General features: G+C 39.9%; 14 protein-coding genes and 1 tRNA gene. 8 read left to right on the forward strand and 7 right to left on the reverse strand.

The window, feature by feature from the left end; genetic code table 11:
* Positions 1-38: 38 nt before the first annotated feature.
* The 3 genes from accA to znuC all read right to left on the reverse strand — a co-directional run bounded on the left by accA (position 39) and on the right by znuC (position 2,663).
* Positions 39-986 (reverse strand): acetyl-CoA carboxylase carboxyl transferase subunit alpha, encoded by a 948-nt coding sequence (gene accA, locus DPV95_RS03425; protein WP_049368033.1) that lies wholly within the window; start codon positions 984-986, stop codon positions 39-41.
* A gap of 87 nt (positions 987-1,073) precedes the next feature.
* Positions 1,074-1,859, reverse strand: a complete 786-nt coding sequence (gene znuB, locus DPV95_RS03430) for a zinc ABC transporter permease subunit ZnuB (RefSeq protein WP_005696720.1) — start codon at positions 1,857-1,859, stop codon at positions 1,074-1,076.
* 9 nt (positions 1,860-1,868) lie between these two features.
* Complete coding sequence (gene znuC / locus DPV95_RS03435; RefSeq protein ID WP_049370526.1) at positions 1,869-2,663, reverse strand: zinc ABC transporter ATP-binding protein ZnuC; 795 nt, start codon at positions 2,661-2,663, stop codon at positions 1,869-1,871.
* Positions 2,664-2,841: 178 nt separating this feature from the next.
* On the opposite strand from znuC, the gene mepM reads away from it, so the two are divergent.
* From mepM to DPV95_RS03465, 6 genes are all read left to right on the forward strand, one after another.
* Positions 2,842-4,317 (forward strand): murein DD-endopeptidase MepM, encoded by a 1,476-nt coding sequence (mepM, locus tag DPV95_RS03440; protein ID WP_049369154.1) that lies wholly within the window; start codon positions 2,842-2,844, stop codon positions 4,315-4,317.
* 134 nt (positions 4,318-4,451) lie between these two features.
* The gene (locus DPV95_RS03445; protein ID WP_049369155.1) at positions 4,452-5,405 is read left to right on the forward strand and encodes an ABC transporter permease; all 954 of its coding nucleotides are present in this window, start codon (positions 4,452-4,454) and stop codon (positions 5,403-5,405) included.
* Entirely contained in the window at positions 5,398-6,357 is a 960-nt protein-coding gene (locus tag DPV95_RS03450) for an iron chelate uptake ABC transporter family permease subunit (protein WP_111406648.1), read from the forward strand. The genes DPV95_RS03445 and DPV95_RS03450 overlap by 8 nt, the downstream gene beginning before the upstream one ends.
* On the forward strand, positions 6,348-7,109 hold the full coding sequence (locus DPV95_RS03455; protein ID WP_111406649.1) for an iron ABC transporter ATP-binding protein: 762 nt from the start codon (positions 6,348-6,350) through the stop codon (positions 7,107-7,109). The genes DPV95_RS03450 and DPV95_RS03455 overlap by 10 nt, the downstream gene beginning before the upstream one ends.
* A gap of 14 nt (positions 7,110-7,123) precedes the next feature.
* On the forward strand, positions 7,124-8,032 hold the full coding sequence (locus DPV95_RS03460) for a siderophore ABC transporter substrate-binding protein (RefSeq protein ID WP_049381640.1): 909 nt from the start codon (positions 7,124-7,126) through the stop codon (positions 8,030-8,032).
* Between the two features lie 120 nt (positions 8,033-8,152).
* Positions 8,153-9,103, forward strand: a complete 951-nt coding sequence (locus DPV95_RS03465; RefSeq protein ID WP_111406650.1) for a sigma 54-interacting transcriptional regulator — start codon at positions 8,153-8,155, stop codon at positions 9,101-9,103.
* Here the strand turns inward: DPV95_RS03465 and hflX are convergent.
* The 3 genes from hflX to rluC all read right to left on the reverse strand — a co-directional run bounded on the left by hflX (position 9,093) and on the right by rluC (position 11,809).
* On the reverse strand, positions 9,093-10,448 hold the full coding sequence (gene hflX / locus DPV95_RS03470; protein WP_049364478.1) for a ribosome rescue GTPase HflX: 1,356 nt from the start codon (positions 10,446-10,448) through the stop codon (positions 9,093-9,095). The genes DPV95_RS03465 and hflX overlap by 11 nt on opposite strands.
* A gap of 9 nt (positions 10,449-10,457) precedes the next feature.
* Positions 10,458-10,742 carry an RNA chaperone Hfq gene (gene hfq / locus DPV95_RS03475; protein ID WP_049364479.1) on the reverse strand — a complete coding sequence of 95 codons (285 nt, stop codon included), beginning with the start codon at positions 10,740-10,742 and terminating at the stop codon, positions 10,458-10,460.
* A gap of 86 nt (positions 10,743-10,828) precedes the next feature.
* Positions 10,829-11,809, reverse strand: coding sequence for a 23S rRNA pseudouridine(955/2504/2580) synthase RluC (gene rluC, locus DPV95_RS03480; protein WP_049364480.1), 981 nt, complete (start codon positions 11,807-11,809; stop codon positions 10,829-10,831).
* Between the two features lie 426 nt (positions 11,810-12,235).
* Between rluC and rne the strand changes: the two genes are divergently transcribed.
* Entirely contained in the window at positions 12,236-15,040 is a 2,805-nt protein-coding gene (gene rne / locus DPV95_RS03485; RefSeq protein ID WP_111406651.1) for a ribonuclease E, read from the forward strand.
* Between the two features lie 154 nt (positions 15,041-15,194).
* A tRNA-Ser gene (locus tag DPV95_RS03490) sits at positions 15,195-15,284 on the forward strand.
* Between the two features lie 68 nt (positions 15,285-15,352).
* Here the strand turns inward: DPV95_RS03490 and priC are convergent.
* A complete protein-coding gene (gene priC / locus DPV95_RS03495; RefSeq protein ID WP_111406652.1) occupies positions 15,353-15,934 on the reverse strand; it encodes a primosomal replication protein PriC in 582 nt (193 codons plus the stop codon).
* Positions 15,935-15,964 lie beyond the last annotated feature (30 nt).

The following is a 15,964-nucleotide window of genomic DNA, read 5'->3' on the forward strand; positions in this document are numbered from 1 at the left end:
AAAAGAGCGGTTAAACTAACCGCTCTTTTTCTATTTTATTAACAATAACCGTAAGACATTAAACGTTCATAACGTCTTTCTAATAAGCCATCTTTGTCGAAGGTATCGAGTTCGTTTAGTTCTTCAACAAGGCATTGTTTTAAATTACGTGCCATTTCATGATAATTACGATGTGCACCACCTAATGGCTCTTGAACGATATTATCAATTAAACCTAACTCTTTTAAACGAGTTGCGGTTAAGCCCATGACTTCTGCTGCGGTTGACGCTTTTTCTGCGCTTTTCCATAAGATAGAAGCACAGCCTTCTGGTGAAATAACAGAATAGGTTGAATATTGCAACATATTCACTTTGTCACCGACACCAATAGCTAATGCACCACCAGAACCGCCTTCACCGATTACCGTACAGATAACAGGCACTTTTAAGGTAGACATTTCACGTAAGTTACGAGCAATGGCTTCAGATTGACCACGTTCTTCCGCACCGATGCCCGGGTAAGCCCCTGGTGTGTCGATAAAGGTAATGATAGGTAAGTTAAAACGCTCAGCCATTTGCATTAAACGTAATGCTTTACGATAGCCTTCAGGTGCTGGCATACCAAAGTTACGTGTTACTTTATCTTTTACTGTACGACCTTTTTGGTGACCGATAATCATTACCGCGCGACCATCTAAACGAGCAAGACCACCTACGATTGCTTTATCATCTGCAAAGGCACGATCGCCTGCAAGTTCTTGGAAATCAGTAAAAATATGTTCGATATAATCAAGCGTGTATGGACGATTTGGGTGACGTGCCATACGAGAAACCTGCCATGCATCAAGATTTGCAAAGGTTTTTTTGGTTAATTCATCGCTTTTCTTTTGTAAGCGTTTAATTTCATCGTGTAAATCAATTTTGTCATCAGATGCTGAACGTAGCGCTTCAATTTTGGCTTCAAGTTCAGCAATAGGTAATTCAAAATCTAAATATTCTTGGCTCATTTCTTATCCTAAAATATCGTCAAAAGTTGCCCGCACTTTATCAAGATTTAAGGTGCGGTGCAAATGGTTTTCACTGGTTGGAGCGGATTATAAATATTCCTTTTTTAGTAATGATAACAAAAACAAAAATGCGGAACAAATCACGACAGAAGGCCCCGCAGCGGTATCATAAAAGGCGGAAAGGAATAACCCGCCAACGACGGAAAGCATACTGATTAAAATGGCAATAAATACCATTTGTTCAGGTGTTTTGGCAAAACGTCTTGCTGTTGCGGCGGGAATAATTAATAGCGATGTAATAATCAGGGCTCCAACAAACTTCATGCTTAAGGCAATCGTCAGTGCGGTCAAAATCATTAAGATGAATCGCATTTTTTTAATGTTAATGCCCTCCACTTGAGCCAGTTCAGGTGAAACTGTGGTGGAGAGTAAGGCTTGCCAGAAGTAAAGCAGTGTGCCTAATACAATAACAACACCCGCGCCAATATAAGGTAAATCGTTAAAATTAATGGCAAGCAAATCCCCAAAAAGATAACTCATTAAATCTACACGGACATTTTTAAGTAAGCCAACTGTGACTACACCAAGAGAAAGACAACTGTGTGCGATAATCCCTAAAAGGGTATCCACTGAAAATTGCGTGTTACTTTCGAGCCATACCATCAATACAGCGAGAATAATCGTCAAAATTACAATGGCAACATAAGGATTAATTTGTAGGAAAATCCCTAACGCCACACCAAGCAAGGCCGAGTGGGAAAGGGTATCACCAAAATAAGCCATTTTACGCCACACCACAAAAGCACCCAGTGGTGCGGTAATTAAGGAAAGCAGTAATCCCGTAAGCAAGGCGGGAAATAAAATCTCAAACATGATTTTTCCTTATTGTTGGCATTCAGATGGATTGGCACTGCAACTACAAACATCACCGTGCATATTATGATGATGATTATGATGGTGCGTATAAAAGCCCACATTTTGTGAGATTTGGTTGCCCCAAAGGCGTATAAATGTTGGATCATTCGATAAACTTTCGGGTGTGCCGGCACAGCGAATATGTTGATTGATGCACAACACTTCTTTACTGTCCGCCATCACGATATGCAAATCATGGGAAACCATTAAAACCGCACAATTTAAGGCTTGTTGAGTACGGTGAATCAGCTGATAAAGTTCAGCTTGACCATTAATATCGACCCCTTGAGTTGGTTCATCTAGCACCAGTAAATTGGGTTTGTTCAAAATCGCACGAGCTAATAACACGCGTTGCATTTCCCCACCTGAGAGTTTTTGCATATTATTTTTTCTCAAATGAGTGATAGAGAGTTGCTCAAGTGCGGTTGATATTTCTTGCGTTTTAACACCTTTTTTGAGTGCCAGAAAACGCTCAACCGTCATTGGTAAGCTGTGATCGAGGTGAATTTTTTGTGGGACATAGCCAATTCTGACATTGGTGCTATAAATCACCTCACCGGATGTCGGCGGTTGTAATTTTAATAAGGTTTTCAAGAGGGTCGATTTCCCCCCACCATTTGGGCCTACAATGGTGATAATTGAATTAGGATAAATGCTGAAATTAATATCCCGTAATGCTGTCTTTTGTTCAAAGACCACATTGATATTTTTCAGCGTAATTAATGGTGTTGGTTGGGCTGGTTGAATGGCGTGAATCTGCATAATCCCCCCTTTAAAAATGGCTCACTAAAATAGCTCATTTCCTTGTTTTTCTCAAGAAATTCTGACTATGCCTAATATTTAGGCATAAGATTTGACATTTTTAGGGTAAAATGAATTTTTTTTAGAGTTTGTAGTCTGAAGAGCGAAAAGCTTTTTATTCATTTTAAAGGTATCTATTTTGCAACACGTTAAATTAGCTAGAGATCGACGGAAACGAAAATCCCGTATAAAAGCGGCGATTTTTTTTGCCGCACTTTTGCTTATTTTAACGGGTATTTTCCTCGCTTTTAAAGATACCGCTGATTATGATCCTTCTTTGCAAAGTAATCTTGAGCCAGAGATGGTGGATAACGTTCAATATCAATCCCTTACACCTGAAAAAACAGAATCAGATAAGCAACAAACTCAAGCAGGCGAACATCCTGAAACTAAGCAGAATGCGAATACGGAAGATGCGACTTCTTACGATGATGATCTTCAAGCCAAAGATGATGAAGTAGATGAAATTAAACCACAGTTTGATGAGCTAACTGATTTGCCAAAAGATGCACAAGATGCGCTCAGTGGCATTTTAGATGTAGCTGATCAGGCATTGCGTATTACCGATCAATTTAGTCATACCGTGGTGCGTGGCGACTCTTTAAAAGACGTGTTAGAGCTTTCTGGTTTAGAAGATGATACGGCGAAAAATTTAATTGCCGAATATCCTGAATTAAAAAACTTACGCGCCGGTCAGCAGTTCTATTGGATTTTAGATAAAGAAGATCAGCTGGAGTATTTAAACTGGTTGGTGTCTGAAAAAGAAGAACGTATTTATGAACGCACGGAAGACGGTAAGTTTAAACGCCAAATTCTAGAGAAGAAAAGTATCTGGAAGAAAGAAGTGCTAAAAGGCACGATTAACGGATCCTTTGCTTCAAGTTTACGTGATTTAGGTTTGGATGGTCGTCAAATCAGCCAATTAAGTTCTGCGTTACAGTGGCAGGTGAGTCTCCAAAAACTCAGTAAAGGGACTAAATTTGCGATTTTAGTGTCTCGCGAATATTTAGGCGATAAATTAACGGGGCAAGGTAACGTTGAAGCGATTCATATTATAGCCGATGGTAAGAGTTATTATGGTATTCAAGCGGCGAATGGTCGTTACTACGATAAGCAAGGTGAAACTCTTGGTAAAGGCTTTGCGCGTTATCCATTACAACGCCAAGCACGTATTTCGTCACCATTTAACCCAAATCGCCGCCATCCAGTAACGGGACGTGTTCGCCCACATAAAGGGGTAGACTTTGCTGTCGCACCAGGTACACCAGTTATTGCGCCAGCAGAAGGTGTGGTGGAAAAAGTGGCTTACCAAGCCGGTGGTGCAGGACGTTATGTTGTGATACGTCATGGTCGTGAATATCAAACGGTGTATATGCATTTAAGTCGTGCTTTAGTTCGAGCAGGGCAAGCTGTGAAGAAAGGGGAACGTATTGCATTAACAGGGAATACGGGTATTTCAACGGGGCCTCACTTGCACTACGAGTTTCATATCAATGAGCGAGCGGTGAACCCGCTTACGGTGAAATTACCAGGTACCAGCAGCGGTATGGCAACTGCAGAGCGTAAGCAATTCTTAGTCCGAGCGAAAGAAGTTGAAAGAACATTAAAATTATAGTGAATAAAATGCGGTCAAATTTGACCGCATTTTTTATAGGCCTAAAAAATTAGCTGAAAACTGACCGCACTTCATCTTTTCTCTTTTTCCTCAATATGCTATTCTCTTTGCATTTTAGAATTATTCTCATTTTTATGATTAAGAGACGTTATCTGATTTTTCTTTTGATAGTGCTTTCCTTTATTTCACTTTTTCTCGGGGTAAGTACCGTTAATTTGCAAGGGTTACTGAATTTTGAAGGTAATCAATGGCAGATCTTTTTAATTAGTCGCGTGCCTCGTTTAATTAGTATCTTAATTGCTGGCGCATCCCTAAGTATTTGTGGTTTAGTGATGCAGCAACTCAGTCGAAACCGATTTGTTTCTCCCACCACTGCGGGCACCATGGATAGTGCAAGATTAGGGATTTTAATGGCCATGCTGTTTTTCCCAACAGCTTCAATGTTGTTAAAAACCGCCATTGCGGTCATCGTGTCTTTCCTTGGCACATTATTATTTATGACGATTCTGTCCCGTTTGAAATTCAAGGACACGATTTTTGTGCCTTTAGTGGGGATTATGTTCGGTAATATCATCAGTTCAATTACCGCCTTTATCGCTTATAAAGAAGATCTATTGCAAAACTTATCCGGGTGGCTACAAGGGGACTTTTCTCTTGTGATGTCTGGTCGCTATGAATTGTTGTATTTCAGTATTCCTACACTCATTGTGGCTTATTTATTTGCGCATCGTTTTTCTATTGTCGGGATGGGGAAAGATTTTGCGGTTAATCTAGGTCTAAATTACAACCAGGTACTTTATCTCGGATTGCTCATTGTGGCAGTGGTCTCTTCGATTATTATCGTGTCTGTTGGCGTGATCCCTTTCTTGGGGTTAATTATTCCGAATATCGTCACGCTTTATTTAGGGGATAACTTGAAGAAAGTGTTATCTCATACCGCCTTGTTGGGTGCCGTATTTGTTTTATTCTGCGATATTTTAGGTCGAAGTGTGATTTATCCTTATGAGATTTCCATTAATGCCGTAGTTGGCGTATTTGGCAGTGGTATCTTCTTGTTTTTATTATTAAAACGGTATAGAAATGGCTAAGAAATCTTCTTCTCAACTGATTGTATTGTCGTTGTTAGCCATTGTTTCTCTTGCACTCTATTTAGGCTACAACTTACCAAACCGTTGGCAATATGCCTTGGAAAATCGTGCCTTATCCTTAATTGCGATTGTGATTACAGGCGCGGCAATTGCACTTGCTACAATGATTTTCCAAACGGTTGTGAATAACCGAATTCTCACGCCGAGTATTTTAGGTTTAGATTCGCTGTATTTACTGATTCAAACGGCGATTATTTTCCTTTTCGGTTCAAGCACATTGCTTTCTATGAATTCGATTGCATTGTTTGTCTTGTGTACGGGATTAATGATGGCGTTTTCATTAGTGCTTTATCACTTCCTGTTTAAGAAAGAAAACCAAAATATTTTCTTCTTGTTGCTTGTCGGGATTATTTTCGGCACCTTCTTTGGTAGCTTAACGACCTTTATGGAAGTGTTGATTGATCCAAATGAATTTCAGATCGCACAAGATATTGGCTTTGCAAGTTTCAACCGAATCAATACTAAAATCTTGTGGGTCGCATTAGCCATTTTAGTGACGACGATTGTTTTCAGTTTAAAATATTGGCATTGCTTTGATGTGTTGGCGTTAGGGCGAGAAAATGCCATTAACTTAGGTATCGATTATCAAAAGACCTTAAAAGTCCTGTTAATTCTCGTGGCAATTTTAACGTCAGTGTCGACCGCACTTGTTGGCCCACTTACTTTCCTTGGGTTATTGGTGATGAATGTGACCTTTGAATTTGTTCGTGATTATCGCCATAAGGTGCTTATTCCTGCTGCGATGTTAATTTCCATTATTACCTTGGTTTTTGGGCAATTATTGGTTACTCATATTTTTACCTTCCGCACGACATTAAGCATCATCGTTAATTTTGTCGGCGGTGTGTACTTTATTTATTTGTTATTAAGAGCAAACAAAAAATGGCAATAGAAATTCGCAGTATTACTAAAAGTTACGGAAGCAAAAAGGTGGTGGATAATGTGTCCGTTACCATTCCTACGGGGAAAATTACGTCTTTTATCGGGCCGAATGGCGCGGGGAAGAGTACGGTACTGTCTATTATGAGCCGTTTGTTGAATGCTGATAGTGGCGAGATCTATCTTAACGGTGAATTGCTCAATCGTAAGAAAAGTAGCGATATTGCGAAACAACTTGCGATTTTAAAGCAAACTAACAATATTAATTTGCGTCTAACCATTGAAGATTTAGTCGCTTTTGGGCGTTTTCCTTATAGCAAAGGAAACTTAACCAAAACTGACCGTACTTTTATTGATAATGCCATTGCCTATATGAATTTAGATGATATTCGTCACCAATACATCGATAACTTAAGTGGTGGGCAGCGACAACGCGCTTATATTGCGATGACACTTGCACAAGATACCGATTATATTTTGTTGGATGAACCATTAAATAATCTAGATATGAAGCATTCAGTGCAGATCATGCAAGTTTTGCGTAAATTAGCGACAGAACTCAATAAAACCGTGGTGATTGTGATTCATGATATTAATTTCGCCTCTTGTTATTCAGACTACATTGTTGCCATGAAAAATGGAAAATTAGTCCAACAAGGTGAAGTTAACCACATTATGCAATCAACCGTATTACAAGATATTTATGATATGACGATTCCGATTCAGGATATCGACGACCATAAAATTGCCGTTTATTTTAGATAAGTAAGGAAATCTTTATGAAAAAAACATTATCAACTTTAGCACTTTCACTCTTCGCACTTTCTGGTGTTGTACAAGCTGCGGATATTACGGTGGAAAATTCCGTTGGAAAACAAGTCGTGCCACAAAATCCACAACGTGTGGTGGTTCTCGATTTTGGTGCAGCTGATACGCTTCGTGCATTAGGTGTACAAGATAAAGTCGTAGGTTTTCCTCAAAGTAGCAAAATCCCTGCTTATCTTGCAGAATTTGCAGACAAAAAATATAAGAATGTTGGTGATTTGAAAGAGCAATCATTAGAGCAAATTAATGAGCTCAATCCGGATTTGATCATTGCTTCTAAACGTCAAGAAAAAATGCTCGACAAGTTTAAGGAAATTGCACCCGTGTTGAATGTGGATTATGACTACACCAATTATTATCCAAGTTTTCAACAAAATGTGACCGCACTTGGACAGATTTTTGGTAAAGAAAGTGTCGCGAAAGAAAAACTTTCAGCATTGGAAAGCAAGGTTGACCAAGTCGCAAAAGATGCGAAAGACAAAACAGCTTTGTTGGTATTGGTTAATGAAAGTAAAATCAGTGCCTTTGGTGACGGTTCTCGCTATGGCATGGTGTATCAAAAATTTGGTTTTAAACCGATTGATAACAGCATCAAATCGTCTACGCATGGACAAAGTGTTGGTTTTGAATATATCTTAGAAAAAAATCCAGACTTTTTACTCGTAGTGGATCGTACAGCGGCCATTACAGAAAAAGCCAACAATGCACAAAAAGTATTGGATAACGATATCATCAAACAAACCAAAGCGTATAAAGATGGACACATTGTGTATCTTGATGCGGCCAATTGGTATCTTGCGTTTGGTGGTTTAGAAAGCATGGAAATCATCGCACAAGAACTTGATCGTGCAGTGAAAAAATAATACGAAAAACCATCTAAAAGGGCAGTCAAGGATTGCCCTTTTTATATGTAAATTAATCTTTACACATATCAATAAACTTCCTATCATATCGGCATCATTCAATAAATTTGAGCTTATTTTATGCTGACATTTAATCCACAAGATCCGTTCTCTTGCTTTGTCACTCAAAGCCTTTCCATGAAAAGTGCGGTCGAAAATGCACAACGTTTTGCGATGTTTGATGTGCCGCTTTTAATTCAGGGTGAAACGGGCACAGGTAAAGATTTATTAGCAAAAGCTTGCCATTTTGCGAGCTTGCGTCGTGAGAAAAAATTCATTGCAGTAAACTGTGCAGGCCTGCCGGATGAAGATGCGGAAAGCGAAATGTTTGGGCGTAAAGTGGGTGACAGTGAAACCAGCGGTTTTTTTGAATATGCTAACGAAGGCACGGTGTTACTGGATGGCATTGCCGAGCTTTCATTAAGTTTACAAGCAAAATTATTGCGTTTTTTAACCGATGGTTCTTTCCGCCGAGTGGGGGAAGAAAAAGAACATCATGCAAATGTTCGTGTGATTTGTACGTCACAAGAACCGATGGAAAAGCTGTTAGAGCAAGGGAAATTACGCAGTGATCTATTCCATCGCTTAAATGTTTTGGCGCTAAATGTGCCGCCCTTGCGTGAACGAGTGGAAGACATTCAACCTTTAACGGACGGTTTTTTACAAGAAATTAGCACGCAGCTTAAGATTCCAATGCCGCAATATAATGCTGATTTTTTGAGTTATTTGAAAGGGCAGCCTTGGCAAGGTAATGTGCGAGAGCTTTACAATGTCTTGTATCGTGCCTGTTCCTTAGCGAAAAATAACCAGCTTGATATTGAAAGTTTAAATTTAAAACCCGTACAAAGTGCGGTCATTTCTGTGGATGATTTTGGAGAGCAAACCCTAGATGAGATCATGGGACAATATGAGGCGAGTGTACTCCGTGCTTTTTATGCTCAGTATCCAAGTACTCGAAAATTAGCACAACGATTAGGTGTATCACATACGGCGATTGCCAATAAATTAAAACAATACGGTATTAGTAAATAATTTCTGACAGTTTAGGGAATTGTTTACAAAGTTTGAGCCATTCGACTTTATCAATTTGTACATTGAGGATAAATTCACCTTCATCCGAAATTTGTTCGTGACGAATGCTATCTAATTGATAGAGCGCATGGCGAATTTTGCCCTCTTGCGGGAGCAGCGTGAGAGTGAAAGAAAGTATCTCATTTTTCAACCGCACTTTAATGGCTTCAAGTAGCAGCTCTAATCCTTCACCTGAATGCGCGGAAAGATAAACGGCAACGGGCTTATTCTCGTCATCATATTCAATATGGGGCGCCACATTTTCCAATAAATCGATTTTGTTATACACAAGCAAAGCTGGCACTTTATCAGCCTTAATCTCCTCCAATACTAAATTTACCGCTTCAATATTTTCGATCTTTCGAGCGTCAGCTGCATCAATGATATGTAATAACAAACTGGCTTCTACCGTTTCTTGCAAGGTAGATTTAAAAGCGGACACTAAATCATGGGGGAGTTGGCGAACAAAACCAACAGTATCCGCGAGAATGGCTGTACCAACATCTTGAATTTGTAAACGTCTTAATGTGGGATCAAGGGTGGCAAAAAGCTGATCCGCCGCATAGACATTGGCTTGCGTGATAAAATTGAATAGCGTCGATTTTCCCGCATTGGTATAACCAACCAAAGAAATGGTCGGAATATCCGATTTTTGTCGGGTTTGGCGATTTTGGTTGCGTTGTTTTTCGACTTTTGCCAAACGATTTTGCAACTGCGCAATACGCACCTTGATTAAACGGCGATCCGTTTCTAATTGCGTTTCGCCTGGACCACGTAATCCAACTGCACCTTTTTGTTGATCTAAACCTGTTTTTCGGCGAACTAATCGAGTCGATAAATGCTTGAGTTGGGCTAATTCAACTTGTAATTTCCCTTCGTGTGAGCGAGCTCGTTGGGCAAAGATATCTAAAATTACCCCAGTGCGATCCACTACGCGACATTGGCAGATGCTTTCTAAATTACGGGTTTGTGCAGGGGTTAATTGATGATTCACCAAAACAACATCGGCATCTAAGGCTTTCACCGCATCAGCAATTTCTTGTGCTTTCCCTTCACCGATAAAATATTTTGCTTGTGGTGTAGCTCGGCTTGTGGTGATGATTTGTAAAATCTCAACATTGGCAGATTCTGCTAAAAGTTGGAATTCTTGCAGATCTTCAATGTTTTTATTTTGAGAAAAGAAAACATGCACGACGACAGCTTTATCTTTCGCCGATTGGTTATTGTCGCCTGTTTTAGATGACGAAAGTGCGGTTGAAATTTCTGGTGAATTTTCAACCGCACTTAAATTGATGAAATCATTCATTGAACAGAATTATTCTGCTTGTGTTTCTACTTCCGCTGCAGCGTCAGAAGTTTGTGCTGCATGATGACCGCCGTTATTATTGTGGTGAGAAACAGAACGTGCTGGAACCACAGTTGAAATAGCGTGTTTGTACACCATTTGATTAACAGTGTTTTTTAATAAAATCACGAATTGGTCGAATGATTCGATTTGACCCTGTAATTTAATCCCATTAACGAGATAAATCGAAACAGGAATACGTTCACGGCGTAACGCATTCAAATAAGGATCTTGTAATGATTGTCCTTTTGCCATTTTGCTATCCTTTGTTGTTATATGTTAATTAATGATAGAAACGAGTTGTCTCCGTCACCAAATATAGCAATAAACATTTTTCTTGTCTATGGGTTTATCTCTTTGCTTTCACGCAGTTTTTTCAGAATTGTTTTCATTTTTTCATCTAGTTGTGCATTGAAACGTAATGTTTCGCCCGTTTTAGGGTGTTCAAAGCGAATAGAAAATGCATGTAAAAACAAACGATTGAGTCCGAGATCTTGCATATATTTATCGAATTCTTTATCACCGTATTTATCATCCAGCGCGATTGGGTGACCTGCATATTGAGTATGAACTCGGATCTGATGGGTTCTTCCCGTTACAGGCGACGCTTTTACTAAGGTCGCATTTTGATAGCGTTCTTCAATGGCAAATCGCGTTTCTGAAGGTTTGCCTTGTTCACTGACTTTAACGATGCGTTCACCGCTGGCTAACTCATTTTTTAATAGAGGCGCTTGTACGACTTTTACATGAGATTGCCATTGTCCACGTACGAGTGCGAGATAATCTTTTTGTACGTTTTTAACACGAAGTTGTTCATGTAAGTTGCGTAAGGCAGAGCGTTTTTTTGCCACTAATAAGATACCCGATGTATCTCTGTCTAAGCGATGAACCAATTCTAAAAAACGTGCTTCGGGGCGTAATGCACGCAAGGCTTCAATCACACCAAAATTCAAACCACTCCCGCCATGAACCGCAATACCGGAAGGTTTATTCAATACTAATAAACAATCATCTTCAAAAATAATATGGCTTTCAAGGGAAGCGACTTTATTCAAGTTTTTAGAAATCGGTGCAGTATTTTTTTCAGAAACACGAACTGGAGGCACACGCACCACATCACCATTTTGTAATTTATATTCAGGTTTGATTCGCCCTTTGTTCACACGTACTTCGCCTTTACGCAGAATGCGATAAATCAAACTTTTTGGTACGCCTTTTAATTTAGCCAATAAATAATTATCAATGCGTTGTCCTGCTTCGTCCTCAGAAATGGTGAGCATTTTGACGGATTGATTGATGATTTTTTCTTGTTTTTCAGTCATTGAATCTGTCCTTTAAAAATTGGGCTGAATCATATCACAATATCCCAGGTGATAATAGCAAGAATGCCTTGCTAATTTAGCCCCGAATGTGGATAATAGAGCGTCTTTCTGCGCCTAAAATTTGGCATTTAGAAAGCGATTTTGTATGTTGGTCAAAACTCAATGCGGCGAATGGCATAAGACATTGATAATCAACATATTTTTCTTGAAGGTTAACGCTTCCTTGCAATGCGTAATTAACACACCGCATTGTTTTACGAAAATTGTATTAGATAACAATTGAGTATGCTATCAATGCACCCAGCAACACACAGTCGTGAGATTGACTGTTCGCGAGAAACACGAGGTCGATGGCTAAGGTCAGTAAATCTGTAAAGTGCGGTTAATTTTCAAGGTATTTTAGATAATTCAAACGAGAAATTGACAATGAAAAGAATGTTAATCAATGCGACTCAAAAAGAAGAGTTGCGCGTTGCGTTGGTCGATGGCCAGCGTTTATTTGACTTGGATATTGAAAGTCCGGGTCATGAACAGAAAAAAGCCAATATTTACAAAGGGAAAATCACTCGCGTAGAGCCGAGTTTAGAAGCAGCCTTTGTGGATTATGGTGCAGAGCGTCATGGCTTCCTTCCTTTAAAAGAAATTGCCCGTGAGTATTTTCCTGCTGATTATGTGTTCCAAGGTCGTCCAAATATCCGTGATATTTTGACCGAAGGCCAAGAAGTGATCGTTCAGGTGAATAAAGAAGAACGTGGCAATAAAGGCGCGGCCTTAACCACTTTTGTTTCCCTTGCCGGTAGTTATTTGGTGATTATGCCAAACAATCCGCGTGCAGGTGGTATCTCTCGCCGTATTGAAGGCGATGAACGTATCGAATTAAAAGAAGCATTGAGTTCTTTAGATGTACCGGAAGGCGTTGGCCTTATCGTGCGTACAGCGGGTGTGGGTAAATCACCAGAAGAATTACAATGGGACTTGAAAGTACTATTACATCATTGGGAAGCGATTAAACAAGCTTCACAAAGCCGTCCGGCGCCGTTCTTAATTCACCAAGAAAGTGATGTGATCGTTCGTGCGATCCGTGATTACTTGCGTCGTGATATCGGTGAGATCTTAATTGATAGCCCGAAAGTATTTGAAAAAGCGAAAGCGCACATCAAACTTGTACGTCCAGATTTCATCAATCGTGTGAAATTGTATCAAGGTGAAGTGCCGTTATTTAGTCACTATCAAATTGAGTCACAAATTGAATCCGCCTTCCAACGTGAAGTGCGTTTACCTTCTGGTGGTTCGATTGTCATTGATGTGACAGAAGCGTTAACGGCGATCGATATCAACTCGGCGCGTTCAACTCGTGGTGGTGATATTGAAGAAACCGCATTAAATACCAACCTTGAAGCGGCGGATGAAATTGCTCGTCAATTACGTTTACGTGACTTAGGTGGTTTAGTGGTCATCGATTTCATCGATATGACACCGGTTCGTCACCAACGTGAAGTAGAAAATCGTATCCGTGATGCGGTGCGTCAAGACCGTGCGCGTATTCAAATCAGCCGTATTTCTCGCTTCGGCTTATTGGAAATGTCTCGTCAGCGTTTAAGCCCATCATTAGGTGAGTCTTCTCACCATGTTTGCCCACGCTGTCAAGGTACGGGTAAAGTACGTGATAACGAAAGTTTATCTCTTTCTATCTTACGTTTAATCGAAGAAGAAGCGTTAAAAGAAAACACCAAACAAGTACACACTATCGTGCCTGTACAAATTGCGTCTTACTTACTTAACGAAAAACGTAAAGCTGTTCATAGCATCGAAAAACGCCATGATGTTGATATTATCGTGGTACCAAATGAAGCAATGGAAACGCCGCATTTCAGCGTATTCCGTGTACGTGAAGGCGAAGAGCTAAATGAATTAAGCTATAACTTAACGAAATTCCATGATGCACAAGACGATACATTTGTACCAGAAGAGTCTCTTGTTTCTCGCAATATCGAAACTGCAGCAGTGACCTCTGAGCAAGTGATGGAAAGTGCAGCAGTATCTCTATCGATCCCAACGGCAGCGCCAGCACCAGTTGAGCGTAAATCGGAAGAACCGTCATTGTTTGCGAAAATTGTTGCCGCAATTAAAGGTTTATTTGCTTCTGAACCAAAAGAAGAAGAGAAAAACCAAAACAACCGCAACAATCGTAACAACAACCGTAATAATCGCCGCAATCAAGATCGTCGTAATAATCGTCGTTCTCGCAACAACGAAAACAACGATAATGCGAAAAATACAGATGAAGAAAATGCACGTCCAACTCGCGAGCGTATAAATAATCGTCGCAATCGTCGTAACGCGAATGAAGAAGTGACATCTGAAAGTGCGGTTAATTTTGCTAATGTTTCTGATGATAATCGTCAAGAAGAAAAAGCAGAGAAACCGGTAGCAGAGCGTCGTCAACGTCGTGATTTACGTAAACGTGTTCGTATTGAGGATAATACAAATAACATCAACGAGAATGTTATTGAGGCCGTTGAAGTTCCTGTGATTAAAAATGAAGTAGTTGAAAATAACACTGTTGATAATACAGAAGATAAACCACGTCAAGAACGTCAGCGCCGTACACCTCGTCATTTACGTGCATCAAATAATCAACGCCGTCGTCGTATTGAAGTGAAGTCACCAATGCCATTATTTGCGGCAGTTGCTTCACCAGAATTAGCAAGCGGTAAAGTATGTATCGATTATTCTGCAGTGAATGCACCGAAAGAAAATAATTTCTTATCAGTGGATGAGTTGCTTGAGCAAGAGAAAACGAAAAAGGGTGTGATCACCCCGGCAACGGGTATTGTCGTGGAAGAAAAATCAGTTGAAGCACAACCTGCGTTAGATTTCATTACTCAACCGGCGAATGAAGCGGTTCAACAGAAAGTGCAAGAGTCATTAGAACGCTTGCATCATAAATCAGAACCTGTTGCTCAAGTTGCAACGGCAGAAGTTGAACCACAAGAAAAAGCTGAGTTTGCTCGTTCTTATGTGTTCACAGGTCGTGCAGGTACTATTTCAGCCGTGCCGCATACAAAAGCAGCGATGACACTAGCGAAAGCACCAGATGAAGAGTCTAAACCATTCCCAATTGTGGAATGGAAAGAGTCTCGTTATTACTTTAACGGTAAAGGCGCGGCAGGTCATCATAGTGCAATTAGTCACATTTACTCTGAACCTACACAAGCAAAATCAGAGTAATATCTTAACCATAAAAACGGAACCAGTAGGTTCCGTTTTTATTTTGTGTATTTTTAAAACATAGTGATTTAAAAGTAGTCAGTCAGATAATTTTTTTATTTTCTTGCTTGACGGGGTGGGGGAAAAAACGTATTATTCACCTCGCTTAAATCACGGAGGAATGGTCGAGTGGTTGAAGGCACCGGTCTTGAAAACCGGCGAGGGTTTACGCCCTCCGTGAGTTCGAATCTCACTTCCTCCGCCATCAAATTCAAAAAATCCCTAAGTCGAAAGATTTAGGGATTTTTGCTTTTCAGTCTATTTAAAAATATCTTATTTTTTGACCGCACTTTCTTGGGCCTCTTTAAAGGCAAGGTATTCTTCTAAGGTCTCAATCGCTTCTAAACATTTTTGACGGCGCGTTAAATAAATTGCTGCTGTTTGCTTATGCATATCTCGTTGAATATCTGTTTGAGCCGTATTAGCTTGTGCTTTGGCTTCTTCGTATTTTTCCGTGAGTTGCTGCAAGGCTTCATAATACTTTTCTAGACGCTCTCGAGGAGGGAGACGATGAATGCTATGTTGTGATTTACTACTTGCAACTTGTGGCTCTGTTATTTTCGGCTGAATGGGCTTTTTATGCTTGCGATTCATGGCTTCGGTCAAGGCGGCACATTGCCCTAAAAGATGTTCTGCCATAAATACAATTTGTTCTTCATTTTGATGAGGAATTTTACATAGCTTAGTTAAGCTTTGCTCGATTTCTTTGAGATAAAAACCGACGGTTTCAAAATCTTCGGTAAATAAAGTGCGGTTAAATTTCGCGTTGATTTTTTTATCAGAGTTAGCCTGATAGGCTTGAGTCAGTTGCTGTACTTTTTGTTCGAGCGTATTGAGTAATGATTGAATAGACATAAAAAAATCCCCGCATAATGAATGCAGGGA

The organism is Haemophilus parainfluenzae (assembly GCF_003252755.1).
Taxonomy (GTDB): Bacteria; Pseudomonadota; Gammaproteobacteria; order Enterobacterales; family Pasteurellaceae; genus Haemophilus_D; species Haemophilus_D parainfluenzae_N.

What these genes read in the sequence shown, in the direction of transcription:
- accA (WP_049368033.1), bottom strand. Translation starts at nt 986, where the DNA reads ATGAGCCAAGAATATTTAGATTTTGAATTACCTATTGCTGAACTTGAA.
- znuB (WP_005696720.1), bottom strand. Translation starts at nt 1,859, where the DNA reads ATGTTTGAGATTTTATTTCCCGCCTTGCTTACGGGATTACTGCTTTCC.
- znuC (WP_049370526.1), bottom strand. Translation starts at nt 2,663, where the DNA reads ATGCAGATTCACGCCATTCAACCAGCCCAACCAACACCATTAATTACG.
- DPV95_RS03445 (WP_049369155.1), top strand. Translation starts at nt 4,452, where the DNA reads ATGATTAAGAGACGTTATCTGATTTTTCTTTTGATAGTGCTTTCCTTT.
- DPV95_RS03450 (WP_111406648.1), top strand. Translation starts at nt 5,398, where the DNA reads ATGGCTAAGAAATCTTCTTCTCAACTGATTGTATTGTCGTTGTTAGCC.
- DPV95_RS03455 (WP_111406649.1), top strand. Translation starts at nt 6,348, where the DNA reads ATGGCAATAGAAATTCGCAGTATTACTAAAAGTTACGGAAGCAAAAAG.
- DPV95_RS03460 (WP_049381640.1), top strand. Translation starts at nt 7,124, where the DNA reads ATGAAAAAAACATTATCAACTTTAGCACTTTCACTCTTCGCACTTTCT.
- DPV95_RS03465 (WP_111406650.1), top strand. Translation starts at nt 8,153, where the DNA reads ATGCTGACATTTAATCCACAAGATCCGTTCTCTTGCTTTGTCACTCAA.
- hflX (WP_049364478.1), bottom strand. Translation starts at nt 10,448, where the DNA reads ATGAATGATTTCATCAATTTAAGTGCGGTTGAAAATTCACCAGAAATT.
- hfq (WP_049364479.1), bottom strand. Translation starts at nt 10,742, where the DNA reads ATGGCAAAAGGACAATCATTACAAGATCCTTATTTGAATGCGTTACGC.
- rluC (WP_049364480.1), bottom strand. Translation starts at nt 11,809, where the DNA reads ATGACTGAAAAACAAGAAAAAATCATCAATCAATCCGTCAAAATGCTC.
- rne (WP_111406651.1), top strand. Translation starts at nt 12,236, where the DNA reads ATGAAAAGAATGTTAATCAATGCGACTCAAAAAGAAGAGTTGCGCGTT.
- priC (WP_111406652.1), bottom strand. Translation starts at nt 15,934, where the DNA reads ATGTCTATTCAATCATTACTCAATACGCTCGAACAAAAAGTACAGCAA.